25 protein-coding genes are annotated in these 23,399 nt (G+C 69.4%); 12 read left to right on the forward strand and 13 right to left on the reverse strand.

From position 1 onward, the window contains the following. Position 1 precedes the first annotated feature (1 nt). Entirely contained in the window at positions 2-1,015 is a 1,014-nt protein-coding gene (locus tag ON21_RS20265; protein WP_039799881.1) for a Ppx/GppA phosphatase family protein, read from the reverse strand. Between the two features lie 152 nt (positions 1,016-1,167). Here ON21_RS20265 and ON21_RS20270 point away from each other — a divergent pair, with 152 nt between their 5' ends. Continuing rightward, positions 1,168-1,590 carry a hypothetical protein gene (locus ON21_RS20270; RefSeq protein WP_039799882.1) on the forward strand — a complete coding sequence of 141 codons (423 nt, stop codon included), beginning with the start codon at positions 1,168-1,170 and terminating at the stop codon, positions 1,588-1,590. A 116-nt stretch (positions 1,591-1,706) separates the two neighbouring features. Here the strand turns inward: ON21_RS20270 and ON21_RS20275 are convergent, their stop codons facing one another. After that, complete coding sequence (locus tag ON21_RS20275) at positions 1,707-2,630, reverse strand: SDR family NAD(P)-dependent oxidoreductase (protein WP_039799884.1); 924 nt, start codon at positions 2,628-2,630, stop codon at positions 1,707-1,709. Positions 2,631-2,758: 128 nt separating this feature from the next. Here ON21_RS20275 and ON21_RS20280 point away from each other — a divergent pair, with 128 nt between their 5' ends. Next, positions 2,759-3,622 (forward strand): helix-turn-helix transcriptional regulator, encoded by an 864-nt coding sequence (locus ON21_RS20280; protein WP_051021113.1) that lies wholly within the window; start codon positions 2,759-2,761, stop codon positions 3,620-3,622. 44 nt (positions 3,623-3,666) lie between these two features. On the opposite strand, the gene ON21_RS20285 is transcribed toward ON21_RS20280, so the two are convergent. After that, positions 3,667-4,278, reverse strand: coding sequence for a TetR/AcrR family transcriptional regulator (locus ON21_RS20285; protein WP_051021115.1), 612 nt, complete (start codon positions 4,276-4,278; stop codon positions 3,667-3,669). A gap of 77 nt (positions 4,279-4,355) precedes the next feature. On the opposite strand from ON21_RS20285, the gene ON21_RS20290 reads away from it, so the two are divergent. The 4 genes from ON21_RS20290 (at position 4,356) to ON21_RS20305 (ending at position 7,958) form a co-directional block, all read left to right on the forward strand. Continuing rightward, positions 4,356-5,363, forward strand: a complete 1,008-nt coding sequence (locus ON21_RS20290) for a GlxA family transcriptional regulator (protein ID WP_039799885.1) — start codon at positions 4,356-4,358, stop codon at positions 5,361-5,363. A 103-nt stretch (positions 5,364-5,466) separates the two neighbouring features. After that, positions 5,467-6,189 carry an alpha/beta fold hydrolase gene (locus ON21_RS20295; RefSeq protein WP_039799887.1) on the forward strand — a complete coding sequence of 241 codons (723 nt, stop codon included), beginning with the start codon at positions 5,467-5,469 and terminating at the stop codon, positions 6,187-6,189. Between the two features lie 38 nt (positions 6,190-6,227). Then, the gene (locus ON21_RS20300) at positions 6,228-7,193 is read left to right on the forward strand and encodes an alpha/beta hydrolase (RefSeq protein WP_039799888.1); all 966 of its coding nucleotides are present in this window, start codon (positions 6,228-6,230) and stop codon (positions 7,191-7,193) included. Positions 7,194-7,229: 36 nt separating this feature from the next. Next, the gene (locus ON21_RS20305; protein WP_039799890.1) at positions 7,230-7,958 is read left to right on the forward strand and encodes an alpha/beta fold hydrolase; all 729 of its coding nucleotides are present in this window, start codon (positions 7,230-7,232) and stop codon (positions 7,956-7,958) included. Positions 7,959-8,133: 175 nt separating this feature from the next. On the opposite strand, the gene ilvD is transcribed toward ON21_RS20305, so the two are convergent. Continuing rightward, complete coding sequence (gene ilvD / locus ON21_RS20310; RefSeq protein ID WP_039799891.1) at positions 8,134-9,840, reverse strand: dihydroxy-acid dehydratase; 1,707 nt, start codon at positions 9,838-9,840, stop codon at positions 8,134-8,136. A 129-nt stretch (positions 9,841-9,969) separates the two neighbouring features. Here ilvD and ON21_RS20315 point away from each other — a divergent pair, with 129 nt between their 5' ends. After that, on the forward strand, positions 9,970-10,356 hold the full coding sequence (locus tag ON21_RS20315) for a helix-turn-helix domain-containing protein (protein WP_039799893.1): 387 nt from the start codon (positions 9,970-9,972) through the stop codon (positions 10,354-10,356). On the opposite strand, the gene ON21_RS20320 is transcribed toward ON21_RS20315, so the two are convergent. The 4 genes from ON21_RS20320 to ON21_RS20335 all read right to left on the reverse strand — a co-directional run bounded on the left by ON21_RS20320 (position 10,357) and on the right by ON21_RS20335 (position 13,389). Further along, positions 10,357-10,950: a ClpP family protease gene (locus ON21_RS20320; RefSeq protein WP_039799894.1), complete on the reverse strand. Its 594-nt coding sequence runs from the start codon at positions 10,948-10,950 to the stop codon at positions 10,357-10,359. Positions 10,951-11,020: 70 nt separating this feature from the next. After that, positions 11,021-11,626, reverse strand: coding sequence for a ClpP family protease (locus tag ON21_RS20325; RefSeq protein ID WP_039799895.1), 606 nt, complete (start codon positions 11,624-11,626; stop codon positions 11,021-11,023). A gap of 63 nt (positions 11,627-11,689) precedes the next feature. Then, positions 11,690-12,532, reverse strand: a complete 843-nt coding sequence (locus ON21_RS20330; protein ID WP_051021117.1) for an SDR family NAD(P)-dependent oxidoreductase — start codon at positions 12,530-12,532, stop codon at positions 11,690-11,692. Beyond that, the gene (locus tag ON21_RS20335; RefSeq protein WP_039799896.1) at positions 12,529-13,389 is read right to left on the reverse strand and encodes an SDR family NAD(P)-dependent oxidoreductase; all 861 of its coding nucleotides are present in this window, start codon (positions 13,387-13,389) and stop codon (positions 12,529-12,531) included. Before ON21_RS20335 ends, ON21_RS20330 begins: the two co-directional genes overlap by 4 nt. Positions 13,390-13,529: 140 nt before the next feature. On the opposite strand from ON21_RS20335, the gene ON21_RS20340 reads away from it, so the two are divergent. Continuing rightward, positions 13,530-14,066: a PadR family transcriptional regulator gene (locus tag ON21_RS20340; protein ID WP_039799898.1), complete on the forward strand. Its 537-nt coding sequence runs from the start codon at positions 13,530-13,532 to the stop codon at positions 14,064-14,066. Positions 14,067-14,153: 87 nt separating this feature from the next. Here ON21_RS20340 and ON21_RS20345 read toward each other — a convergent pair whose 3' ends face one another. Together ON21_RS20345 and ON21_RS20350 are read right to left on the reverse strand one after the other, a co-directional pair. After that, positions 14,154-15,731, reverse strand: coding sequence for a hypothetical protein (locus ON21_RS20345; protein WP_039799900.1), 1,578 nt, complete (start codon positions 15,729-15,731; stop codon positions 14,154-14,156). Between the two features lie 491 nt (positions 15,732-16,222). After that, the gene (locus ON21_RS20350; protein ID WP_051021119.1) at positions 16,223-16,828 is read right to left on the reverse strand and encodes a TetR/AcrR family transcriptional regulator; all 606 of its coding nucleotides are present in this window, start codon (positions 16,826-16,828) and stop codon (positions 16,223-16,225) included. 90 nt (positions 16,829-16,918) lie between these two features. Here ON21_RS20350 and ON21_RS20355 point away from each other — a divergent pair, with 90 nt between their 5' ends. Together ON21_RS20355 and ON21_RS20360 are read left to right on the forward strand one after the other, a co-directional pair. Next, positions 16,919-18,127: an acyl-CoA dehydrogenase family protein gene (locus tag ON21_RS20355; RefSeq protein WP_039799902.1), complete on the forward strand. Its 1,209-nt coding sequence runs from the start codon at positions 16,919-16,921 to the stop codon at positions 18,125-18,127. After that, positions 18,124-19,179, forward strand: a complete 1,056-nt coding sequence (locus ON21_RS20360; RefSeq protein ID WP_039799903.1) for a phosphotransferase family protein — start codon at positions 18,124-18,126, stop codon at positions 19,177-19,179. Before ON21_RS20355 ends, ON21_RS20360 begins: the two co-directional genes overlap by 4 nt. 12 nt (positions 19,180-19,191) lie before the next feature. On the opposite strand, the gene ON21_RS20365 is transcribed toward ON21_RS20360, so the two are convergent. Both ON21_RS20365 and ON21_RS20370 read right to left on the reverse strand, forming a co-directional pair. Further along, a complete protein-coding gene (locus tag ON21_RS20365; RefSeq protein WP_051021121.1) occupies positions 19,192-20,421 on the reverse strand; it encodes a lipase family protein in 1,230 nt (409 codons plus the stop codon). Positions 20,422-20,584: 163 nt separating this feature from the next. After that, positions 20,585-21,259: a DUF8176 domain-containing protein gene (locus tag ON21_RS20370; protein ID WP_245562660.1), complete on the reverse strand. Its 675-nt coding sequence runs from the start codon at positions 21,257-21,259 to the stop codon at positions 20,585-20,587. Positions 21,260-21,620: 361 nt separating this feature from the next. On the opposite strand from ON21_RS20370, the gene ON21_RS20375 reads away from it, so the two are divergent. After that, positions 21,621-21,944: a YbjQ family protein gene (locus tag ON21_RS20375; RefSeq protein ID WP_218004117.1), complete on the forward strand. Its 324-nt coding sequence runs from the start codon at positions 21,621-21,623 to the stop codon at positions 21,942-21,944. Between the two features lie 5 nt (positions 21,945-21,949). Here ON21_RS20375 and ON21_RS20380 read toward each other — a convergent pair whose 3' ends face one another. Further along, positions 21,950-22,759, reverse strand: a complete 810-nt coding sequence (locus ON21_RS20380; protein ID WP_083880759.1) for an APH(3'') family aminoglycoside O-phosphotransferase — start codon at positions 22,757-22,759, stop codon at positions 21,950-21,952. Between the two features lie 134 nt (positions 22,760-22,893). Here ON21_RS20380 and ON21_RS20385 point away from each other — a divergent pair, with 134 nt between their 5' ends. Then, positions 22,894-23,391, forward strand: coding sequence for a MarR family winged helix-turn-helix transcriptional regulator (locus tag ON21_RS20385; RefSeq protein WP_039799953.1), 498 nt, complete (start codon positions 22,894-22,896; stop codon positions 23,389-23,391). Positions 23,392-23,399 lie beyond the last annotated feature (8 nt).

Below are 23,399 nucleotides of genomic sequence, written 5' to 3' on the forward strand. Positions count from 1 at the left end.
TTCACACCCGTCGCGGGAGCACGCTGACCGAGGACTCCGGCCCGTGCCGCGGCAGCTCGAGCGCGTGCAGCGGCAGCGTCCGGTCGCTGTCGACGCGCGTGGAGATGTGTTCCAGAACGACCCCTTCCCGCAGCGCCCACGGGCTCACTTCCAGGCAGTCGATGTCCAGTGCGGCCATGGTCGCGTCCGCCACCATCGCCCCGGCCAGGATCTGCCGCGCGCGGGCCGGGGAGATGCCGCGCAGGGCCGCCCGCTTCTCGGCCGGCATGGCGGCCAGCTTGCGGACGCTCGCGTGCACCTGGCCGCGCCGCAAGGTGCGCGTGACGAAGGGGCCGTGGCGTTGCGGTGCGGCCCCCGAGAGCCGGGCGAGTTGTTTGAAGGTCTTCGAGCTGCCGATCACGTGCCGTGGGCGGCCTTCCCACAACAGCCGGTCGCGCACCTGCCCGAGGCAATCGCGGATGTGCCTGCGCATCAGCTTGAACTCCGACCGCCGCGGTGGGTCCTGGGCGAAGAACGCGCGGGTGAGCCTGCCCGCGCCGAGCGGCAGCGACAGCGCGAGGCCCGGCTCGGCGTCGCGTCCGAGCGCGATCTCCATCGAGCCGCCACCGATGTCGAGCATGAGCAGCGTGCCCGCACACCAGCCGAACCAGTGGCGGACGGCGAGATAGGTCAGTCGCGCCTCTTGCACGCCACTGAGGAACTGGGGCCGGATGCCGCTGGCGGCTTCGATCTTGTCCAGCACCGCCTGTTGATTCGGCGCGTCGCGGATCGCCGCGGTGACGAACGCGTAGAAGCTGTCGACCTCGTAGCGTGTGGCCTCGGACAGCACCCGCTCGACGGCGTCTGCGGCCCGCTGGGCCCCGTCCGCGCTGATCACCCCGGCGGCGTCGATTTCGTCGCCGAGCAGCACCGGTTCCTTCAACGCGCGCAGCGGCAGCGGAGGCGCACCGCGAGAGGCGTCCACCACCAGAAATTGCGCGGAATTCGAACCGATGTCCAGCACACCCAGTCGCATACCTGTCGCCTACCCGGCGGAGCGGGTTTCATACCCGCTATCGGCCCGGTTCCGGCGGTCGGTCGCGCCACGCCTCCGGCTCCGCCCACGGTGTAGCGCTTGATTTGCTGGTTTCCTTGCGACGAGCCGGTGCTGCGGTCACGCTGAAAGGTATGCGGACCCGCGATATCGAGGTCGGGTGCACCTATATGGTGCTGGTCCCGCAGCGCCTGCCACGCAGTCGATACCCCGACTGCGACCAGCCGGGCTCGCTCACTTGGGCATGGTCGTGGCTGCGCGGCGGCCGGTTCCGGCTCACCGTCACCGAGATCGACCGGACCAGCGATCCGATCATCGTCGAAGGCCTGCGGATCACCGCCAACTCTCGCATCGCCGTCGTGCTGAGCAGCGAGCAAGCCAATGAACTCGGATTGCCGATGGGCATGTTCCGAGTGCGCGGGACCTTGTTCGACGGCGAGGACCGGCCCGTGCGCCTGCCCGAGGTCGAACCGCTGCGCGTCCCCGCCCGCTGGCTGCGGCCGGTCGAGCAGCCCTGCCTGACGCACCGCGATATCGATTGCTTCCCTTATCTGTGAGCGTCCCTTATCTGTGAGCGTCGCCGACCCGGGCTGTCCCGGCGGCGCCCCGCACTGGGATTGCCTGCTCGCTTCGCTGTCGGCGAGCGGTTCCACCCGCTGGGACCAGGCGACGATCAGGCCGCGTAAGGCGCGATGAGTCGCTCCACGGCATCCCAGAGTTCGGTTTCGCGCCGCGGGTCGTACGACTCCTCCGACGAGCGGGCGACCCGGTCGCGGTCGACATAGGAGCCGGTCGGGGCGTCGGTGGCGCCGAGAACGACGTCCGCGAGATGCCGCCCGGCGGCAGCGCGGCTGGTCGCGAACGGCGTCAGGGTCGCCACCGGCAGGATGCGGCGCATCGCGAACCGGGAGACCGGGCCCGCGTTGCGGGCCAGGTCGGTGCCTGGCACGAACCCCGGATTGAAGCCGACGACATCGATACCGTCCGGCAGGCGGCGCGCGTACTCGTGCACCAGATAGATGGCGGCGAGTTTGCTCGTCGAGTACGCGGTGCGTCCGGCGGCGGTGGAACGCGGCTCGGGGAACGCGCCGGTGCGGGCCAGGACGTCCGGGGACTGCCAGACCGGGCCGGGGACCATGCCCAAGTTGTGCCGGAAGTCGCCGAAGTGGGTGTCGCTCACGGTGATCACGATGCGGGCCGGGGTGCGGAAATGATCCGCGAGCAGGCGGACGAACAGGTGGTTGGCGAGCACGTTGACGGTAAAGGTCGACTCGAATCCGTCGGGCCCTTCGGTGAGCGCGTTCGTGTACTGCATTCCCGCGTTGCCCACGAAACCGTGCAGCGGCGGCAGCTCGCCGCGGTCGAGCCCGTCACGGATCTCCTCCGCGGCCGACCGCACGCTGTCCAATGCGCCGAGATCCACCGGGACGTGCGACACCCTGTGCCCATCCGCACCGAGTTCGGCCGCCAGTCGCGCGCCGGTGGACCCGCGTGCGGCAACGACGAGATGCGTCCGCGGCGCCGCGCGGAGGATGCGCTCCGCGGCGACGCGGCCGATCCCGCGACTCGCCCCGGTCATCACGATGGTCGACGGCATGGTGGCTCCTTCACTGTGTTCGGCCCCTCCGATGGTCGCCGCCTCGGCGGTGGGCAGCCAGTGCCGTGCCCGTCACCAGGACCAGCAGTACCCAGGCTGGTCCGGCGGGCAGTGGCGAGAATGAACGCATGGCTTCCGCGAGCTTCGATTTCGGTGCGCTCTTGCACGCCTGGCGCGATCGCCTCTCGCCCGCCGACGCCGGTTTCCCGGTGACGAACGGCCGTCGCGCTCCGGGATTGCGTCGCGAGGAACTCGCGCAGCTGGCCGGCCTCTCGGTCGATTACGTCCTGCGCTTGGAGCAAGGTCGCGCGCGCAACCCCTCCGCGCAGGTGGTCGGCGCTCTCGCGCGGGCTCTCCAGCTCTCCCGGGCCGAGCGCGACGAGCTGTACCGCGAAGCCGGGCTGCTGCCGCCGCAGGACGGGACGATCGGCACGCATGTGCCCCCGGGGATCCAACGGCTCACCGCCCGTCTCGGCGACGTCCCGATCGGCGTGTTCGGCGCCGACTGGACGCTGCTGTGGTGGAACGGGATGTGGAGCGGTCTGCACGGTGACCCCGCGCTGGTCCCGGTCGGTGAGCGGAACCTCGCGCGTGCGGTTTTCGGCGACGGCGTGGCCCGCGCCTCGGTGCGTCCCTTCCGGTCCGACCGCGGGGAAGGCGAGTTCGCGGCGTCGATCGTCGCCGACCTGAAGGACGCGGTGTCCCGATATCCCGCCGACGCCGGACTCGATCGTCTCGTGCGGGATCTGCGCGGCACCTCCACGGCCTTCGCCCAGCTGTGGACGACGGCGACGGCCGCCCAGCACACGACCGACCGGAAGACGATCCGGCATCCCGAGATCGGCGACATCACCCTCGACTGCGACGTCCTCGTCGTTCCGGGCGCGGACCTCCGCATGGTCACCTACACGGCGGCAGCCGGAAGCGACGACGCGGGAAAACTCGACCTCCTCCGGGTCACGAACGGCCGCGCGGCAGGCACGCTGCCCTGAATCGCGCCCAGCGCCATCGGCTCGCGATCGACATCCGTGCCGGGTCAGTACACGAGTTGGTCGGCCCACGCCCGCGGCAGGGCCGCGCTCGACACGTCGGCGATCTCGTGCAACCGCTGCGCGGGAAAACCCTGACGGTTGAGCTGGATCAGGCCCTGAGCGACCAACACGACGTTCGCGCTGACCGCCGAAAGCGTGGCTTCGTCGTCGTCTCCGGCGTCGTACATCGCGGGCCGCAACCGGTCGGCGACGCCGCGCTCCATTTCGGTGGTCGTCCGGCTGCCGATGGCGGCGACCTCGGGGATCCGGGTGCCGAGATGGGCGATGCTGTTGATCATCAGGCAACCGCGCCGATCCTGCTGCGCCGCACAGTCGTCGATGATCGCTTGATACAGGGCGCGCACCGCGGAGCGCGCCGAACCGCGCGCCGAACCGATGGCCTCGCGGACCAGACGCGCGCGACGCTCGCAATAGCGTTCGAACGCCGCCAGGAACAGCCCACGCTTGCTGCCGTAGGCGGCGTAGATGCTTCCGTTCCCGACGCCGGTCGCGAGCGACACGTCTTCCACCGATGTGCTGTCGAAACCGTTCGACCAGAACAGCTCGGTTGCCGCGTCGAGCAGGTTCGACTCGTCGAATTGTCGCGGCCGTCCCATGGGCTCACCGTACCAATCGACGTGCGACGTGTCGCACATCGCTTGTTCTGGAGGCGTGCCTCCACAATAATGATGACATGTCCAACAACTTCGCCGCCTCGCCCAGCAAACGGGTGGGCATCCTGGTCTTCGACGGCGTGAAGATGCTCGACTTCGTCGGGCCGGCGGAGGTGTTCGTCGAGGCGAACCAGTCGGTGGCGGGGTACGAGGTGGTCCTGGTCTCGGCCGACGGCAAGGACGCGCAGACCTCGATCGGCGCGCGGGTCGAGGTGAGTTGCGCGGCCGCCGACGCGGGCCGCTTCGACACCGTGGTGATTCCGGGCAGCGAGTTGCCGCCCGGGAAGTTCATGACCCCGGAGGTGTTGGCGGCAGCGCGGCATCTTTCCTGCAACACCCGGCGGCTGGCGTCCATTTGCAGCGGCGCGTTCGTCGTTGCCGATCTGGGCCTGTTCGACGGCCGGCGCGCGACCACGCACTGGAAATTCGCGACCGACCTCGCGCGGCGCTATCCCTCGGTCGAGGTGGACCCGGATGCGATCTTCGTGCGGGACGGCAATCTGTACAGCTCGGCCGGGGTCGCCGCGGGCGTCGATCTCGCGCTGGCGCTGGTCGAAGAGGATCACGGCGCGGACGTCGCGCGGCGCGTGGCGCAGGCGCTGGTGGTCTACATGCAGCGCGCAGGTGGTCAGTCCCAGTTCTCCGCGTCGCTGAGCGGACCGGCGCCGCGCAGCCCGCTGGTGCGCCGAGTCGTCGACTTGATCTGCGCGGACCCGGCGTATCCGCATACGGTGCAGACCTTGGCCACCCACGCGCGGGTCAGCGTTCGGCATCTGACCAGGCTGTTCCGCGCGGAACTCGAACACTCGCCCGCGGAATACGTCGCGTTCATCCGCTTCGGCACGGCCAGGGACATGCTGCACGCGGGATACAGCGTCACGGAGGCCGCCATGGCCGCGGGGTACGGCACCAGCGAGGCGTTGCGCCGGGCGTTCGTGGCACGGCTCGGCATCTCCCCGCGCAAGTACCAGCAGCGTTTTCGGTCGACCGCGCGGACGGATCCGGCGCTGGAGCAGGCCGTGTCCTGATCAGAGGCTTTTGCGGCCCGTGGGGAGGGGCGCGCGGACGCACCCGCGGCCGAGACTGAGTCGGCCACAGCGCCGCTCACCGAGCGCTGGAGAAAGGAATCGCATGTCCGCCCAGGCTGGTCCGACCATCGTTCTGGTACACGGCGCCTTCGCCGATGCCTCGAGCTGGTCCCCCGTCACCGCACGGCTGCTCGACCAGGGCCATCGCGTGGTGGTCCCCCCGGTGTACAACCGCAGCCTGTCGGCGGACGCGGCCTACATCAAATCGTTGGTGGAGCGGATCGACGGCCCCGTTCTGCTCGCCGGGCACTCCTACGGCGGGGCCGTGATCACCGTCGCCGGTGTCGCCGACAACGTGGTCGGCCTGGTCTACGTGTCGGGCTACGCCCTGGAAGAAGGCGAAAGCCTCGGGCAGTTGCAGGGCGGGTTCCCGGATTCCGATCTGGCCGCCAACCTCGTCTACGCGCCGTATCCGATCGAGGGCGCCGAGCCCGGCACCGACGTCTCCGTCGCCGTCGACGCCTTCCCCGAGATCTTCGCCGCGGGTCTGGACGGGGCGAAGGCGGCGGTCCTCGCGGTCTCGCAACGGCCGCTGTCGGCGATCGCGTTCACCGAGCCCGCCTCGGCGGCGGCGTGGAAGACGAAACCGTCCTGGGGCATCGTCTCCAGCGCCGACCGCACCATCAACCCCGACGTCGAGAGATTCGGCTACCAGCGCGCCGGAATGCGCGCGGTGGTCGAGATCGACGGGCCACACCTGGTGATGCAGACCCACCCCGGCGAAGTCGTGGCCGTCATCGCCGACGCGATCGCGCAATCCGCTTGATCCACCGCAGTTCCCACCACTTCCAGAGAGGCACGACCATGTCAGGTAACCCGCTGGGCATCTCGCTCGAACCCGCGGCACAGGAGTTCGTCGACGCGACCTCGCAGCCCCCCTTCCTCTACCAGCTCCCGCCCGAGGAGGGGCGCAAGGCGGTGGACTCCGTGCAGGACGCGCCGATCTTCAAGCCCGAGATCGACGAGGAGTGGATCACCGTCGAAGGCGGGCCGACCGGATCGGTGCGGGTGCGGATCGTCAAGCCCCAGGGGGTCACCGAAACGCTGCCGGTGATCATCTACACCCACGGCGCGGGATGGGTCTTCGGCGACGCGCACACCCACGACCGCCTGGTGCGCGACCTGGCTGTCGGCACGCACGCCGCCGTGGTCTTCCCCGAATACGACCGGTCGCCGGATGTGCGGTACCCCGTGGCCAACGAGCAGTCCTACCGGGTGGCGCAGTGGGTCACCGCGGAGGGCGCGCAGAAGGGCCTGGACTCGTCCCGGATTGCGATCGCGGGCGATTCGGTCGGTGGCAACATGGCCATCGCGCTGACCTTGATGGCCAAGGAGCGCGGCGACGTCTCCTTCGTTCAGCAGGTGCTGTTCTACCCGGTGACCGACGCCAACTTCGACACCGGCTCCTACCAGCAGTTCGCCGAGGGGTACTTCCTCACACGCGAGGGCATGAAGTGGTTCTGGGATCAGTACACCACCAGCGCGGACGAGCGCGCGCAGATCACCGCGTCACCGCTGCGCGCGACCACCGAGCAGCTGGCCGGGCTGCCGCCCGCGCTGGTCATCACCGCCGAGGCCGATGTGCTGCGCGACGAGGGCGAAGCATTCGCGGGCAAGTTGCGGGCCGCGGGCGTTCCGGTCACCCAGGTGCGCTACGGCGGGATCGTCCACGACTTCGTGATGGTCAACTCGCTGCACGACACCCATGCCGCGAAAGCCGCGGTAGCGCAGGCCGTCGCGGCGCTGCGGTCCGCTCTGTACACCGACTGACCGGTCCCCGACCATCCGATCGAAGGAACCACACTTGTGAGCACCGAGCCCACCACTCCTGCCACGCCGACCATCGTGCTGGTCCACGGCGCGTTCGCCGATTCGTCCAGCTGGAACGGGGTCGTCGAACGGCTGCGCGCACGAGGGCTTTCCGTGCTCGCGGCCGCCAATCCGTTGCGCGGCCTCGACAGTGACGCGGCGTACGTAGCGTCGGTTCTCGATTCCGTGGCAGGGCCGAGCGTTCTGGTCGGTCACTCCTACGGCGGCAGCGTCATCACGGTCGCCGCCGCGGGAAGATCCGATGTCGAAGCGCTCGTCTACATCGCCGCGTTCATTCCGGACGAGGGCGAGAGCGCACTGCAATTGACCGACAAGTTCCCGGGATCCACGCTCGGGCTCACCACCCGGGCCGCGTCCTATCCGCTTCCCGACGAGAGCACCGGCACCGAGCTCTACATCCGGCAGGAGGAATTCCACCGGCAGTTCGCCGCCGACGTGCCCGCCGCCACCGCCGAGCTGATGGCCGCGACCCAGCGTCCGGTCGCCCTCGACGCGCTGCAACAGCCCGCGACCGCCGCCGCCTGGCGGGGCATCCGGTCGTTCGCGCTGGTCACCGGCGAGGACAAGAACATCCCGGTGGAAGCGCAGCGGTTCATGGCCGAACGCGCGGGCGCCGAGATCGTCGAGATCTCGGCCTCGCACGCGGTCTCGGTATCCGCTCCCGACGTGGTCGGTGAGCTGATCGCCCGAGCCGCCGCCGGTTAGGAATCCGCGCGGTCACACAGGTCGGGCCGCGCGGCAGGAGATTTGCCGCGCGGCCCGACGACCGAGATAGCTCATGCGATGGCGAAGCCGTCGAGCAGTGAAACGGGCTCGCCGAGCGACGTGGTTCGCAGGCCACAGCACCCGCCCGGGTGTCGTGCGCCGGACCGAACGTTCCTCAACCGCAGACGGCTCCGATCGAGGCCGAGCCGACCAGTTTCGTGTATTTGGCCAGGACGCCGCGAGTGTAGCGGGGCGGCAAGGGTTTCCAGCCTTCGCGGCGACGGGCGAGTTCATCGGCGTCGACCAGCAGGTCGAGCGTGCCCGCGGCGACGTCGAGGCGGATAGGGTCGCCGTCGCGCACGAAGGCGATCGGGCCGCCGTCGACGGCTTCCGGCGCGACGTGTCCGACACACAGACCCGTGGTGCCGCCGGAGAATCTGCCGTCGGTGAGCAGCAGCACGTCCTTGCCCAGACCCGCGCCCTTGATCGCCGCGGTGATGGCCAGCATCTCCCGCATTCCGGGACCGCCCTTGGGCCCCTCGTACCGGATGACGACCACGTCGCCCGCCGAGATCGTGCCGTCTTCGAGTGCGTCCATCGCGGCCCGTTCCCGATCGAAAACCCGTGCGGTGCCGGCGAACACGTCGGAGTCGAAGCCCGCCGACTTGACCACGGCACCGTCCGGTGCGAGCGATCCGGACAGGATGGTGATGCCACCGGTGGGATGGATCGGCGCGGCCATCGCGCGGATCACCTTGCCGTCCGGGTCCGGCGGGGTGATGTCGGCCAGGTTCTCCGCCACCGTCCGTCCCGTGACGGTGAGGCAGTCGCCGTGCAGCAACCCGGCATCGAGCAGGGCTTTCATCATGACCGGCACGCCTCCGATCCGGTCCACGTCGGTCATCACGTGGTTGCCGAAGGGTTTGACGTCCGCCAGGTGCGGCACCCGGCGACCGATGCGGGCGAAGTCGTCCAGCGACAGATCCACATTCGCCTCGTGCGCGATGGCCAGCAGGTGCAACACGGCATTGGTGGAGCCGCCGAACGCCATCACGACCGCGATCGCGTTCTCGAAAGCGGGTTTGGTGAGGATGTCCGAGGGAGTGATGCCCTGGCGGATCAACTCGACGACGGCCTCGCCACTGCGGCGGGCGTAACCGTCGCGGCGCCGGTCGGTCGCGGGCGGCGCGGCACTGCCGGGCAGCGACATGCCGAGCGCCTCGGCCGCGCTGGCCATGGTGTTGGCGGTGTACATGCCGCCGCAGGCGCCCTCGCCGGGGCAGATCGCCCGCTCGATCGCGGCGACGTCGTCCCGGCTCATCAATCCTCGGGCGCAGGCGCCGACCGCTTCGAAGGCGTCGATGATCGTCACTTCGCGCTCGCTGCCGTCGGAGAGTTTGGCGATCCCCGGCAGGATCGACCCGGCGTAGAGGAACACGCTCGCCAGGTTCAGCCGGGCCGCGGCCATCAGCATTCCTGGCAGCGATTTGTCGCAGCCGGCCAGCAGCACCGAGCCGTCGAGCCGCTCGGCTTGCATCACCGTCTCCACGCTGTCGGCGATCACCTCGCGCGAGACGAGGGAGAAGTGCATCCCCTCGTGTCCCATGGAGATGCCGTCGGACACCGAGATGGTGCCGAACTGCATGGGAAAGCCGCCGCCGGAGAAGACGCCGTCCTTGCAACCCCGGGCGAGCCGCTCCAGGGACAGATTGCACGGCGTGATCTCGTTCCACGAGGAGGCCACGCCGATCTGCGGCTTCTCCCAGTCGTCGTCGCCCATGCCGACCGCGCGCAACATCCCGCGGGCCGCGGTCTTCTCCAGACCGTCGGTGACGTCGCGGCTGCGGGGCTTGAGATCGGGAATTTTCGAGTTCTCGGGCACGGTTTCCCATCATGCTCGCCTTCGCACCGATTGCGGCGGCGACCACGCCGAATCCGCGAAGACCCGCCGCTCGTCCGCCCTGAGCGTAATGCCGGGCAGACCCGCGGCTCCGGACCGTACGCTCTGCTCATGAGCGAGCACCCGAGACTGCACTCGATCCCCGGTGGACGCGACGACCGGACCCCCCGACCGGACTCGCGGACGCCGCCGGAGCCTTTGTGGCGCGAGGTGCTCGGCGAACAATTGCGCACGCTGCGGCTGGATCGTCAGGAGACCCTGGTCGAGACGGCCCGGCGGGCGGGCATCTCCCCGCAGTATCTGTCGGAGGTCGAGCGGGGACGCAAGGAGCCGTCGAGCGAGATGATCGCCGCCCTGGCCGGATCGCTCGGCACCACGCTGGGTGAACTCACCGGCCAGGTCGCGGACGAACTCCGCGCGCGGCGCCGGATCGCCCTCCTGCCGCGGTCCGCGCCGCGATCCGGCACCGGGCCCACGCTCATGGCACTGGCGGCCTGATCAGTCGCGCCGACCCAGCACCTGGTCGACGAGGCCGTACTCGATCGCGGCCGACGCGGTGAAGACCCGGTCGCGGTCGGTGTCGTGCCGGAGTCGCTCCACCGACTGCCCGGTGTGCCGGGACAGGATCGACTCGATCTCCGCCCGCAGCCGCACCAGCTCGTCGGCTTGCAGGATCAGGTCGGGAATCGCGCCCTGTCCGCGCGCGGCGGGCTGGTGCAGCACCACCCTGGCGTGCGGAAGCATGGCGCGACGGCCGGGCTCACCGCCCGCCAACAGCACCGCGCCGACCGCGATCGCCTGGCCGACGCAGGTGGTCTGCACGGGCGACCGAATGTGCTGCATGGTGTCGTACACGGCGAGCATGGAGGACAGATCGCCGCCCTCGCAGTTGATGTAGAGGTTGATCTCCTGCTCCGGGCTCTCCGATTCCAGGTGCAGCAGCTGCGCGATGAGCGCGTTGGCGACGCCGGAGTCGATCGGCGTGCCGAGGTAGACGATGCGCTCAGCGAGCAGGTGGGAGTAGATGTCGGTGATCCGCTCGCCGCCACGCGGATGCTGCGCGATCACATTGGGGATGGTGTAAGTGCTCATGCTGCGTCCTTTCGGGCATGACCGGGGCCCTCCGTGGTCACGCTGCGCTGCCGCCTCCGGGCCTGACCGCTCATGCCGAGATCCCGATGCGCTGGCGTTGCGGGACGATCTGCCCGAACGAGTCGACGATGTGGTCGATGAAGCCGTACTCCTTGGCCTGCGCGGCCGTGAACCAGCGGTCGTGCAGGGAATCCTCGTAGATTCGATCGAACGGCTGGCCCGTGTCCTCGGCGATGATCCCGAGCACCGTGTCCACGGTGTAGCGCAGATCGTCGGCCTGGACCTCGACGTCGACGGCGGTGCCGCCGATGCCCGCCGATCCCTGGTGCATCAGCACCCGGGCGTGCGGCAACGCGAAACGCTTCCCCCTGCTGCCCGACGACAAGAGGAATTGCCCTGCGCTGCAAGCCAAGCCGAGCGCGAGCGTGGAGACTTCACACGGCACCAGCCGCATGACGTCGCGGATGGCGAGCATCGAGGGCACCGATCCGCCCGGCGAATGGATCCACAGCGAGATGCCCGCCTCGGGATCCTCGGCGGCGAGGGTGAGCAACTGGGTCATCAGCAGCGTCCCGTTGTCGTCGTCGAGCGCGCCGTCGAGCACGACGATGCGGCGGCTGAGCAATTGCTCGCGCGCCCGCCAGCTGAACATCGGAGTCTTGTCATCGTGAGCCATGGCTCCACGGTGCCGCACCCGCGACGCCGGACCGCTCCCCTGCTGCCTTCGGCAGATCCGCTCTCAGCAGTCGAGCGACGGATCGGAGACCGGTACCGCGAATCGACCGCGCAGCCGTTCGGTCATGTCCCACAGCCGTTGCGCGGTTTCCCGGTCGTAGGACGCGTCCGAGCTGCGCGTTTGCGAGAAACGGTCGTAGTAGGCCCCGTTCACCAACTCCCGTGTCGTGGCCAGGTGAACCACCGGTGCTGCGCCTTGCCGCGCGGACAGCGCCGTCAGGTGCAGCAGCGCCACCCGCGCTCGCGGGAAGTCCCGGCCGAGATCCGTGCGCACGAAGCCGGGATGCACTGCGGCGACGGTCAATTCCGGATATCTGCGCCGTAGCTCGTAGGTGAACAACAGGTTGGCGAGTTTGGTACGGCTGTAGGTCGCGAACGGGTCGAAGTTCCGCTCGCTCTGCAAGTCTTCGAAGTCGATGCGTACCGGGCCCGCGCGGAACATCGACTGCCGGTGGCCTTCGGAGTTGACGTTGATCACCCGGCCGCCGCCGCGGCGCAACAGCGGCAGCAGTCGTCCGGTCAGCGAGAACGGCGCGAGATGATGGACGGCGAGATTCAGCTCGATTCCTTCGCCGGTCATGCGACGTTCGGGCGTCATGACACCCGCGTTGTTGACGAGGACGTCCACGCCGTCGAACCGATGGGCAACCTGCTCCGCGACATGGTCGACACCCGTCGAGACGGACAGATCCGCGCGCACGAACCGGCCACCGGTCTCGCGAGCCAGCCGCGCGCCTCTTTCCGCGTCGCGGCCGACCAGCACCAGATCGTGGCCGTCCCGCGCCAGCCGCAATGCCGCTTGCCGTCCCAGCCCGGACGTCGCCCCGGCGAACACGATCCGGCTCATCGCGCCGCTCCGGCCTTGCCCAAGCCCAATGCACCGGCGATCACCCGATCGCGCAGCCGGAAGGGCAGGTACGCGAGCATCCGGAGCATGCGTGCGTCCGAACTCGCGACGTAGCAGTCTTTGGGCCGCCGGGCCCCGGCGGCGCGCAGGATCGCGTCGACCACCGTGCTCGCGGGCCGTGTCTTCTGCTCGGCCAGTGCCTTTTCGACGGCGGCCAATCCCGTGCGATAGAGCTCGACGCGATCGGCGTCGGCCAGCTCGAGAGCTTCGCGCGCATTCGAATCGGCCTTCGCGAAGATCGTCGTCGCGATCGCGCCGGGCTCGATCACCGAGACCGGGATGCCCCAGGGCGCGAGCTCGACGCGGGCCGCGTCGGACAACGACTCGAGCGCCGCCTTGCTCGCCGAGATGGGCCCCAGGTACGGCATGGCGGTGCGAGCACTCGCCGCACTGATGTTGATCACCCGGCCGCCGCCCGCGCGCAATAGTGGCAGTGCGGCCACAAGGACCCGGTGCGGGCCGTAGACGTTGATGTCGAACTGCCGGTGCAGTTCCGCATCGGGAACCAACTCCAACGGCCCCTGCACGATCACGCCGGCGTTGTTCACCAGCACTTGCAATCCGGCGCGGCCGCGGTCGGCCGCGACCGAGGCGAGCGCACGGCGCACGCCCTCCCCATCGGTCACATCGAGTTCCACCGGCACGACGTTCGCGTGCCCGAACTCACGAGCGTTTCGCAGTGTCCGCACTCCGGCGTAGACGCGGTAGCCCCGCGCGGCGAACGCCTCGGCGGCGGCGGAACCGATTCCGCCGCCCGCACCGGTGATCAGCACCGCCTTCGAACCCTGATCCGTCATGTCGCCTCCAAAGGTATGCAACTACATGTCTGATCTAACATGTATAAACCTACATGTCGGATCGGTCAAGACGGTGAACTCCGGCGGAACGGCGGAGGTACGCTCCAGCCGGGCCACCGATCACGGAAAAGGGAGAGTCGATGTCACTGCGTCATGGGTTACTCGGGCTTCTCGCCGATCAGCCCGGCAGCGGCTACGACCTGACGCGCCGATTCGAGGAGATGCTCGGCGCGATCTGGCCTGCCAAACATCCCCAGATCTACGGGGAACTGACCCGGCTCGCGGAAGAAGGACTGGTCGAGGCGGCGGCGGAGGGCCCGCGACGGCGCAAGGAGTACCGCATCACCGAGGACGGCGTGGCGGAGTTGCGCCGCTGGCTGGTGCACGTCGATGTGGACCACACCATCCGTCTGGAACCGGTACTGCGCTCATTGTTCTTCTGGCTGCTGAACTCCGACGAACTGGAGACGCATCTCACCCGGGAGGCTCGGTTCTACCGGGAGAAGGCGGAGCTCTACCGCGGGTACGCGAACGCCAAAGACCGCGGGGACTTCGGCGACTCCCCGCAGACCCGCTCGATGCGCATCACGGTCGAAGCCGCGGTCCGGCTGTACGACGCACTCGCCGACTGGGCGGAGTGGGCGAGAACGGCACCCTTGTCCGACCCGAAATCCTGACCCACACCGGATGTTCCGGCCTGGAAGACGCCGATGCCCGCCGGGCGCTCGGTGCGCCGGCGGGCATCGTCGACCGGAACGGGCTCGCTAGGATTCGCGGCCCGCGGTGGAGGCGGAACGCTGCCTGCTGGTGCGGGCGCGGCGGCGTTCGGCCTGCAGCTCGGCGAGTTCCTGCTCGAGGATGTCGGCGACGCGGAACGAACCGGTGTCGTAGATGTCCGGCGTGCGGGCCGTCGGCGGCTGCGCGACGTCGGGCTTGGGGCTGTCCTTGCCGTTCTTCGGCTCCGGCGTCGAGCTGTCGCTCCTGCTGTCCGCCAGTGGCTGCCGGGTGAGCGCCGGGAGCTCGGCCGTCGGCACCTCCGGCTCGGACACCGGTGTACGCGGCTTGGCCTGCGGCGTCTGCCGGACGACCACCTTCGCCGCGGCGGGCTCTTCGGCGGGCACGCGCGCGGCAGGCCGTTCCTCGGACTTGGCGGGAACCGGTGCGGGGGCAGGGGACTCGGTCGCGACGAGCTTCTTCCCGTTGACGACCGGCGCACCGCCATTGGTCACGATGACGTCGGTGTCCTTCACCTGCACCGGCGACGTGGGACGGGCGTCGAAGGCTTCCATCGCGTCGAGATCTTCGATCGACTCGGGCAGCACGGGCTTGCGCGGCGCGTCGACCGGCGGCCGCTTCTTCTCGGCTTTCACCGTGGTCACCGGCTGTTCGTCGGAAACCTCCGTCGGGAACTGGATTTCGGCGACCTCGACAACGGGCTGCTCGACAGTCTCCACCGGAGGCGCGGCCACCACGGTCGGCGGTTCCTGATTCACCTGTTCGTACGGGACGCTCGGCGCCTCCGGCGCGACCGGCATCCGGTATCTGGGCAGCGTGAGCCGGATCTGCTCGGCCGGGTCGGGCAGGTCACGGACCTGCTCGGTGGCCCTGGCGATGGCGAGGCCGTAGCGAGCGCTCGCGGCGTCGTGGATGAGCAGCGCGACACCGATCATCACCGGCGCGATGGCGTGCACTGCCGCGTCGTACCAGGCGCCCGCGCGCAAGTAGGGATAGGTGTTGAGGCTGACGGTCAGCGCCAGCAAGGCGACTTCGGCGGTCGCGACCTGACGGCGGTTGTCGATCACACCCCATTCGGCGACCTTGTTGGTGCCGATCATGATGATGATCAGGCAGACGCTGATCATGCCTTCGAGCAGGTAGCTGAACCAGTACAGCGGATCGGTCGCGCCACCGGGAGCGATGTTGTGCTGGACGTTGACCGCCGACCACAACATGCCCGCCGCGACCACACCCGCCAGCGCCCGCAGCGACCAGGAACGATGCCGATACAGCGAGGCCAGCTTCGCGTGCGGGCTGGATTCGCGTCGTTGCGCGGCAATCGCCTTGCGGGCGAGCAGGAGGTCTCGCATGTCGGCCTTCTCGATCGCTTCGGTGGTCTGCCTGGCGCGGTCGGATGCCGCGGCGGCAGCCTGCGCCTCTTTCCAGCGCTGTCCGCGCTCCTGGGTGCGAATCCGTTCGGCGAGCTCACGTTCGGCATACAGCTCGTCCTCCGACAACGCCTCCGTGAGCGCGGGATCGAACTGGTAGGCGAGCCGTCCACGGGCCTTCTCGACCCGCCTCGCCAGCTGTGTAACCTCGTCCTCGATGGGATGTTCGATGACCATCAGCGCTCCCCGCACGGGAGACGCGATGGCAGACAAGTGATCACGTATGGCAACGGCACGGTTTATTCATAGTCGATCCACCGCTACCGGCGAAACTGTTCATTTGCCATCTCGCAAAACTATTCGGCGTGCCGCGGACGACACACGCGCCGGGGCGGGATTTCCCGGCGTCGCGGGCACTTCCCTCCCCCTCGCGGCAGACCATTGATCGCTCTATGCTGAACGGGCGCGCTTTCCCTTCGCGGCGGCGCGTGCGCTCCCGCAGCGCGTTCGGATACGCCGGTGCTGTCGAGATTCGCCCCTCGGCGGCACCGGGCCGACCGCTCCCGCGCACCGGGTATTTCACCGATACCCCCGGCCATTCCGGCGCACGCCATATGGATCTCGGATTTCGCTGTGCGGCAGCATGACTCAGCAGCTGACCGCGAAACGCACAGCGTCCCCATTCGCGTGATCCGCAGGTCGATCCCAAACGTACGAATGCGAACCGCTCACTCGGGATCGGCCACGCGCCCGGTGTCCACCGCGTCGAGCACCCGGGACAACGTGTCGAACAGCAGCAGGTCCAGCCGGCCCTGGTCGACGTCGTCGCGGGACAACCACTGCACCGTCAGGTCCTCGGCCATCGCCCACCACGATCGCACCACCAAGCGCTCGGCGGTGGACCGCGCGGGCCTGCCGAGCGCGGCGAATACCCGATCGGTCAGCTCGTCGTGCATCCGCTCCATGATCGACTCGAGCACGGGATCCTGCCCCGCGGCGCGCAGCAGCCCCACCAGCGGTCCGCTGCGCTTGCGCATGTAGCTCACGAAGTTGGCGATCATCGACGCGAGCGGGTCGGCGGCGGCGGGGTCGGGACCGGTGGCGCGCAGGAATCGCTGCGACGCGGCGCGGACGAGCTGCGCGTAATAGTCCTGCTTGGTCGGGAAATAGTGGAACAGCAGCCCGCGCGAGATGCCCGCCTGCTGTGCGACCGCGTCGACGGTGATCTGGTGCCAGGGCCGGTCGATCAGCATGCCGAGACCGATCCCGATCAGTTGCCTGCGCCGGTCGTCCGCCGAGCGGCGGCCGCTCGGCTGCACGGCGACGTCGGTCATCCACCCTCCTCTATTGAGCAATGCTCAACAATATGCTACCAATGACCTGACCGGAAGTTGAGCAATGCTCAGCGAACCTCGAGGATGGGTATGGACTTCACGCATTCCGACCGAGCCGTCCGCCTCACCGACCAGGTGCGGCAGTTCGTGCGCGACGAGATCGAGCCGCGCGACGAGGAGCACGCCGCCGCCCTGCGGGAAGCGCCGTGGGCGGTCCCCACGGTGGTCGAGGAGCTCAAGAAGAAGGCGCATGACGCGGGTCTGTGGAACCTCTTCCTGCCCGATCCGGAATTCGGCGCTGGGCTGAGCAACGTCGATTACGCCCCGATGGCGGAGGCGATGGGCAGCTCCGGCTGGGCGCCGGAAGTGTTCAACTGCAACGCGCCCGACACCGGCAACGCGGAGGTCCTGCTGCACTACGGCAGCGCCGAACAACGGCAGCAGTGGCTGCGTCCACTACTGGACGGCACTATCCGCTCGGCGTTCTGCATGACCGAACCCGAGGTGGCCTCCTCGGACGCGACCAACATGGCCGCGACCGCCGTGGTGGACGGCGAGGAGATCGTGCTCAACGGCCGCAAATGGTGGAGCACCGGCATCGGTCACCCGAACTGCAAGTTCGTCATCTTCATGGGCCTCACCGACCCGGAGGCGCACCCGTACCAGCGGCACTCGATGGTGCTGGTCCCGCTGGACACACCGGGCGTGCGGGTCGAACGGATGCTCACCACCTTCGGCTACCTGGACGAACCCTTCGGCCACGGCGAAGTCACCTTCACCGACGTGCGCCTGCCGCTGGACGCCGTGATCGCCGGTCCCGGACGTGGCTTCGAGATCGCCCAGGGCCGTCTCGGCCCCGGCCGCATCCACCACTGCATGCGCGCCATCGGCCTGGCCGAGCGCGCGCTCGAACTGGCCTGCCGCCGCGCCCTGTCGCGCACCGCGTTCGGCAAGCCGCTGGCCAACCTCGGCGGGAACCGCGAACGCATCGCCAACGCGCGCGTCGCGATCGATCAGGCGCGGCTGCTCGTGCTGAACACCGCCTGGCTGCTGGACACCAAGGGCTTGGCGGGCGCGCGCAGCGAGGTCTCCCAGATCAAGGCGGTCGTGCCGAGGATGACCCAAGAGGTGCTCGACATGGCGATCCAATTGCACGGCGGCGCGGGGCTTTCCGACGACTTCCCGCTGGCGCGCGCGTTCGCCGGTATTCGTTCGCTGCGCTTCGCCGACGGCCCCGACGAGGTGCACCTCAGCCTGATCGCCCGCCAGGAGCTGCGCAAGTACGGGACCGACCGGTGAGCGTTCCCGGAGCCACCGCCGTCCGCGCGGAGGACGCCTTCGACGTCGCCGCCGTGCACACCTGGCTCGCCGAACGGGTGCCAGGACTCAGCGGTCCGCCCGAGGTGCGCCAATTCTCCGGGGGCGCGTCCAATCTGACGTATCTGCTGCGCTACCCGGACCGTGACCTGATCCTGCGCCGTCCGCCGAGCGGCACGAAGGCGGCTTCCGCGCACGACATGGGCCGCGAATTCCTGGTACAGGAGCGGCTGCGTCCGCACTACCGCTACGTGCCGCGGATGGTGGCCCGCTGCGCCGATCCGGACGTCATCGGCAGCGACTTCTACGTGATGGAGCGCGTGGCGGGGACGATCCTGCGCGGCGATCTGCCGGAAGGCTTCAGCCTGTCGCCCGAGCAGGCGAAGCGGTTGTCCACCGCGGCTTTCGACTGCCTGATCGAATTGCACCAGGTCGACCCGGAGGCGGCGGGTCTCACCGGAATCGGCAAGGGCGCGGGCTACGTCGGCCGCCAGGTCGCGGGTTGGTCGCGGCGCTTCGGCAACGCGCGCACCGACAACGTCAGCGATTTCGCGGCGGTGATGGCCTGGCTCGACGCGAACCAGCCCGCGGACGTCGCTACCACCGTCATCCACAACGACTTCCGGCTCGACAATCTGGTGCTGGATCCGTCGGGCTCCGGCGCGATCGTCGGCGTGCTCGATTGGGAGATGGCGACCCTGGGCGATCCGCTGATGGATCTCGGTGGCGCGCTGGCGTACTGGGTGCAGGCGGACGACGACGAGGTCATGCGGGCTTCCCGCCGCCAGCCGAGTCACCTGCCCGGCATGCTGACCCGCGCGCAGATCGTCGAACACTATTGCGCGCGCACCGGCCGCTCCGCGGAGAACTGGCCGTTCTACGAGGTCTTCGGGCTGTTCCGCTTGGCCGTCATCGCCCAGCAGATCTACTACCGCTACCACCACGGGCAGACCACGAACCCCGCGTTCAAGGATTTCTGGATGCTGATCAACTACCTGGAGTGGCGCTGCCGGAAGGTCGCGGGGCTCGGGTAGCGCGGGTCCGCGTCATCGTCCGAGCGCGAGGGACCCCATATCGGTGACCGTGCAGCCGTTCTCGACGGGTACCCCGGCGAATCGGTCCCGCAGCCACGCGAGCACGCTCGGCTCGGCGAGTGCGTTGAGGGTCAGATGTTCGCTGGCGTGGTCACGGACGTAGGCGACGCGCGCGGCGGGGTCGCGGCAGTAGGCGGCGGCGAGCGCGTCGGCGGGGCCGATCGGGACGAGCCAGTCCGCGGTCGCGTGGTAAAGGAAGACCGGTGCGTCGGGCACCGACTTGCCCATTCTGGTGCGGTCGAAGACCGCGCGCAGCACCGGCGTGTGCAGCAGACCGCCCTGGACCAGGCTGTCGATGTCGAGGAACGGTTCCGTCGCGGCCTGATACAGCACGCAGCCGTTGTCCTTCGCGTCCAGCAACCGCCGTCCCAGCGGCGTCGCGTTCGCCCGCAGGTAAGCGTCCAGTTCCGGTTCCTCCCGGGCGAGACCGATGACGGCGGCGGCGACCAGGCCCGCGCCCGGGCCCTTGTTCGCCGCCAGCGACAGGGCCTCGAGGTCGACATCGGTACCGCCGGAGACGACGCCGACGAGGTTCAGCTCCGGCGCGTAGGAACTGCGCGACTCGGCCCCGTGCAGCGTGGGGATCGAACCTCCGGAGTAGCCCCACATCGCCACCTCGGTGTCCGGTCCCCGCAGTCCGAGTGGACCGAACCGCTCCGCGGCGCGGATGCCGTCCAGGGCGATCCGCGCGGCCAGCGGGCCGTGGGCGAACGCCGAGTTCGGCCCTTGATGATCCGGCACCACGACCGTCCACCCTTGCGCCAGCAAAGCCGGAACGCTGCGCAACTGGTCGATCTGCCCGTCCAGCAGTCCGGCCTGCACCGGCCTGCGCACCGTATAGGACGGTGCGCAGAACAGCCCGGTGGAATCCTCGGCGGCGTGCAGGGACACCAGCTTCCCGTTCGCCGCACGCGGTTTCAGCACCGTCGCGACAGCGGCGATGGGCTGGTCGACGCTGTTGTTCGACCGATAGGAGAGCTGCCAGGCCTCGGCATCCAGCGCCCCGGGAAGCTGGTCGGCGATGGTGATCGGCCGTGCGGCGAGGATCCCGCCGGGCCGTTGTGCGCCGACGAGTTCAGCGGGCGGCCGATAGAACGGATCCTGTTCCGGCGGGACCGGATCCGCCACCGCCGGGAGTTCCGGCTCGGCCTGCGAGGGCGGGCCCGGTATCGCCAGGAGCACCGAAAGAGCCGTTCCGACAACCGCACACCACCGTGCGAACACCACCGACGACCTCCCCGTGGAATCGACCGCTCATGCCGTGCATTTCGCGCCGACCGACCGCCCCGGCAGTCGCATCGTAACCAAAGCCCGCGCGCCGGAGCAGCGCAACGAGCGATCGGACTCAGTTCGGTGCGGTGATCTTGCTGATGGCGGCCCCGTCGTCGGCGGTGACCACCGTGACGAACTGGCGGTAGGTGCGGCTCGTGGCGTCGGGGCGCAACTCGGTGATCACCACGTCGTAGCGTCCGTCGAGCATGGGGGTGATCATCACGCAGTGCTGCGTTCCGGTGGGGACGGAGGCGATGCCCGCGTCGATCACGGCGACCGGCGGCACCACGGCGTCCCGCACCGTCAGCGATCGCGCTACCGCTCCCGACCGGGTCACGTAGTAGGCGTGCTGGAAGGCCAGGATCACGTCCGGTCCCGAAGCCGTGGAGCCGGTCCCGTTGCCGCGCACCAATTGCGCGCCGCGGGTCGGCTCGCAGCCGGGGCCGCCGCCGAGCACCGGGTCCGCCACCGTGGCCGACTGCCGGGGTGCGGAGGCCGCGTCGGTGTAGACCAGGACCAGCGCGGCCGCGGCGAGCGAGGCGGCCAGTCCGGCGCCGCCGACCAGCCACGCGCGGCGCGCGCCCCGCCGCGCGCGGCGTCGATCGCGGTGGGCCCGATGCCGATCGCGCTCCCGGCGCGGCGGCGGCTCATGGGCGGAGATCATCCCGGGCCACGTGGGCACGCGTTCGGCCCTGACCCGGCCCCGGCGGGCGCGTCGGCCGCCGGGCTCGGACGTGTTCGACGACATGATCTCGCCGCACCCCCTTTACCGGTGCCCATTCGGCCACCGTGGGTTCCCTCTCAATGCCGTTGCGCAATAACAACATTGCATATCTCCCTGGATTCTGTCGGTCGAATGCTCAACAGACAAGGCCGAACTCCGCCGAGACGATCCCGGAACACGCGATACCGGCCCAACGGGACCGGGCGGTCGGTGCGGTTACGGGCCGATGCGCACCCGGCCCGGACGGAAGCGACCGCGGCCGCCCGCGGGCCGTAGCATCCCGCACATGAGTCAGCCGATGCCCCCGCCCTACCCGCAGCATCCCGCGCATCAGCCGCCCCCGCAGCCGTATCCCCCGCCACCGCCACCGCCACCGCAGTTCCCCATCCTGGTCTCGACCATGAACGACGTTCCCGGACAGAAGATCGTCCGGGTGTTCGGCGAGGTCGCCGGGCTGACCGTGCGCAGCCGCAGCTTCGGCTCGAACTTCAGCGCCGGTTTCCGCTCCCTGGGCGGCGGCGAGATCCCCGAGTACACCCAGCTGCTCTACCAGTCCCGGCACGAGGCGATCATGCGGATGTGCCAGCACGCGATGTCGTACGGCGCCAACGCGGTCATCGCGATGCGCTTCGACTGCAACGAAATCGCCGGCACCATGAGCGAGGTTGCGGCCTACGGCACCGCCGTTCTGCTCGAGCCCGCCGCGTGATCGGGCTATCCCCAGGTGAGCGGATCCAGATGGAGGAAGAAGCGCTGACGATCGGCGTCCAGATCGATGCCGTAGCGGGCGGCGAACGTCCGGTCGGCGTGTTCGGCAAGCCCCTCGTCCTGCCATGACTCCCTGGCGTTGGCCAGCAGCAGGGCGATATCGGCGTACGGGTCGGCGATGCCCAGACGCCCGAGGTCGACGAAACCGGCGACCGTGTGCGTATCCGGATCGAGGATGATGTTGGGCAGGCACAGATCGCCGTGACACACCACGGCTTCGGCGAATTCCCGGGTCATCCTGGACTCCAGTTCACCGGCCAGCCTGGTGAGCAAGACGGTGGGCGGAGTGCCCTGTTGTTCCTCCGGGAGGAACTCGGTGTGTACCGCACCCCGCACCACCACGTCCTGCGCCATCGCGAACATTCGCGCAAGGCCGCGATCGAACGGGCACGCTTCGGTGGGCAGGTCGTGCAGGCGCCGCACCGCGTCCGCGATGGCTTCCCAAGCACGGGTGAGCGTCCGGACCGGAACGGCGTCCGCGGCCACGCCGGGGACGGCGGCGGTGACCAAGCAGGCGCCGTCGTCATCGGCCCGCCAGTCCAGCACTTCCGGGCCGGGGATATCGTTGCCGCCGAGCCAGACGATCTTGTCCCGCTCCAGCGCGAGGGCGGCGACCTGTGCGGAGTCGACGCACTTGGCGTAGCGGGCGCCGTCGGCGGACCGGTACACCTCGGCGCCGGACTCTCCGCCGCCGACCGGCTCCCAGCGGCAATCGGACGGCAAGGCGGCACGAAAGCGAACAAGCGACTCGGACACGCCTCCGACGGTAGCAACGCGCGCGGCGCGTGACCCGCCGCGCAGACCTTCGGCAACCCGGATGTATAGTTGCTCAAAGCAACTAGTTGTGGTTGCCAATCAATTTGCTGGTGGGGAACGTCGAGGTGAGTGTCATGTCCGCAACCGCTCCCGAACGCCGGGTCACGGCGGCCGAACTCGCGGCCGCCGACGAGCTCGGTCAGCGCCTGGTCCGCTTCATGCGTGCGGTCAATCGCGCGAAATGGCAACCCGTCCGGCCCGGGCCGGACGGACTGGAGCGACTCGCCTACGCCGTGCTGTTCTCGCTCGTGCACGACGGACCGCAGCGCGCGGGCAGGCTCGCCGAATTGCTGCACGCCGAGGCATCCACCATCAGCAGACAGAGCAGACAACTCGTGGCGCACGGCCTGGTCGAGCGCAGAGCCGACCCGGTCGACGGCCGCGCGTGCGTGCTGGCGGCCACCGCGGAAGGCGTTCGCGTCTTCGAGGAGAATCGCGCCCAGCGCAACCGGTGGCTGGCCGACATCCTGGCCGACTGGCCCGCACCCGACCGCGACACCTTGACCGCGCTGCTCGACCGGCTCACCGCAGGAATAGAGACCACCACCCGACACCCAGCCGATCCGAAATAGGGCTCATC

This window comes from Nocardia araoensis NBRC 100135 (genome assembly GCF_000308435.1).
Lineage (GTDB): Bacteria > Actinomycetota > Actinomycetes > Mycobacteriales > Mycobacteriaceae > Nocardia > Nocardia araoensis.

What these genes read in the sequence shown, in the direction of transcription:
- ON21_RS20280 (WP_051021113.1), top strand. Translation starts at nt 2,759, where the DNA reads ATGGCTTCCGCGAGCTTCGATTTCGGTGCGCTCTTGCACGCCTGGCGC.
- ON21_RS20295 (WP_039799887.1), top strand. Translation starts at nt 5,467, where the DNA reads ATGTCCGCCCAGGCTGGTCCGACCATCGTTCTGGTACACGGCGCCTTC.
- ON21_RS20300 (WP_039799888.1), top strand. Translation starts at nt 6,228, where the DNA reads ATGTCAGGTAACCCGCTGGGCATCTCGCTCGAACCCGCGGCACAGGAG.
- ON21_RS20355 (WP_039799902.1), top strand. Translation starts at nt 16,919, where the DNA reads ATGGACTTCACGCATTCCGACCGAGCCGTCCGCCTCACCGACCAGGTG.
- ON21_RS20285 (WP_051021115.1), bottom strand. Translation starts at nt 4,278, where the DNA reads ATGGGACGGCCGCGACAATTCGACGAGTCGAACCTGCTCGACGCGGCA.
- ON21_RS20265 (WP_039799881.1), bottom strand. Translation starts at nt 1,015, where the DNA reads ATGCGACTGGGTGTGCTGGACATCGGTTCGAATTCCGCGCAATTTCTG.
- ON21_RS20320 (WP_039799894.1), bottom strand. Translation starts at nt 10,950, where the DNA reads ATGAGCACTTACACCATCCCCAATGTGATCGCGCAGCATCCGCGTGGC.
- ON21_RS20315 (WP_039799893.1), top strand. Translation starts at nt 9,970, where the DNA reads ATGAGCGAGCACCCGAGACTGCACTCGATCCCCGGTGGACGCGACGAC.
- ON21_RS20335 (WP_039799896.1), bottom strand. Translation starts at nt 13,389, where the DNA reads ATGACGGATCAGGGTTCGAAGGCGGTGCTGATCACCGGTGCGGGCGGC.
- ON21_RS20270 (WP_039799882.1), top strand. Translation starts at nt 1,168, where the DNA reads ATGCGGACCCGCGATATCGAGGTCGGGTGCACCTATATGGTGCTGGTC.
- ON21_RS20290 (WP_039799885.1), top strand. Translation starts at nt 4,356, where the DNA reads ATGTCCAACAACTTCGCCGCCTCGCCCAGCAAACGGGTGGGCATCCTG.
- ON21_RS20330 (WP_051021117.1), bottom strand. Translation starts at nt 12,532, where the DNA reads ATGAGCCGGATCGTGTTCGCCGGGGCGACGTCCGGGCTGGGACGGCAA.
- ON21_RS20325 (WP_039799895.1), bottom strand. Translation starts at nt 11,626, where the DNA reads ATGGCTCACGATGACAAGACTCCGATGTTCAGCTGGCGGGCGCGCGAG.
- ON21_RS20385 (WP_039799953.1), top strand. Translation starts at nt 22,894, where the DNA reads ATGTCCGCAACCGCTCCCGAACGCCGGGTCACGGCGGCCGAACTCGCG.
- ON21_RS20340 (WP_039799898.1), top strand. Translation starts at nt 13,530, where the DNA reads ATGTCACTGCGTCATGGGTTACTCGGGCTTCTCGCCGATCAGCCCGGC.
- ON21_RS20370 (WP_245562660.1), bottom strand. Translation starts at nt 21,259, where the DNA reads ATGTCGTCGAACACGTCCGAGCCCGGCGGCCGACGCGCCCGCCGGGGC.
- ON21_RS20275 (WP_039799884.1), bottom strand. Translation starts at nt 2,630, where the DNA reads ATGCCGTCGACCATCGTGATGACCGGGGCGAGTCGCGGGATCGGCCGC.
- ON21_RS20350 (WP_051021119.1), bottom strand. Translation starts at nt 16,828, where the DNA reads ATGACCGACGTCGCCGTGCAGCCGAGCGGCCGCCGCTCGGCGGACGAC.
- ON21_RS20345 (WP_039799900.1), bottom strand. Translation starts at nt 15,731, where the DNA reads ATGGTCATCGAACATCCCATCGAGGACGAGGTTACACAGCTGGCGAGG.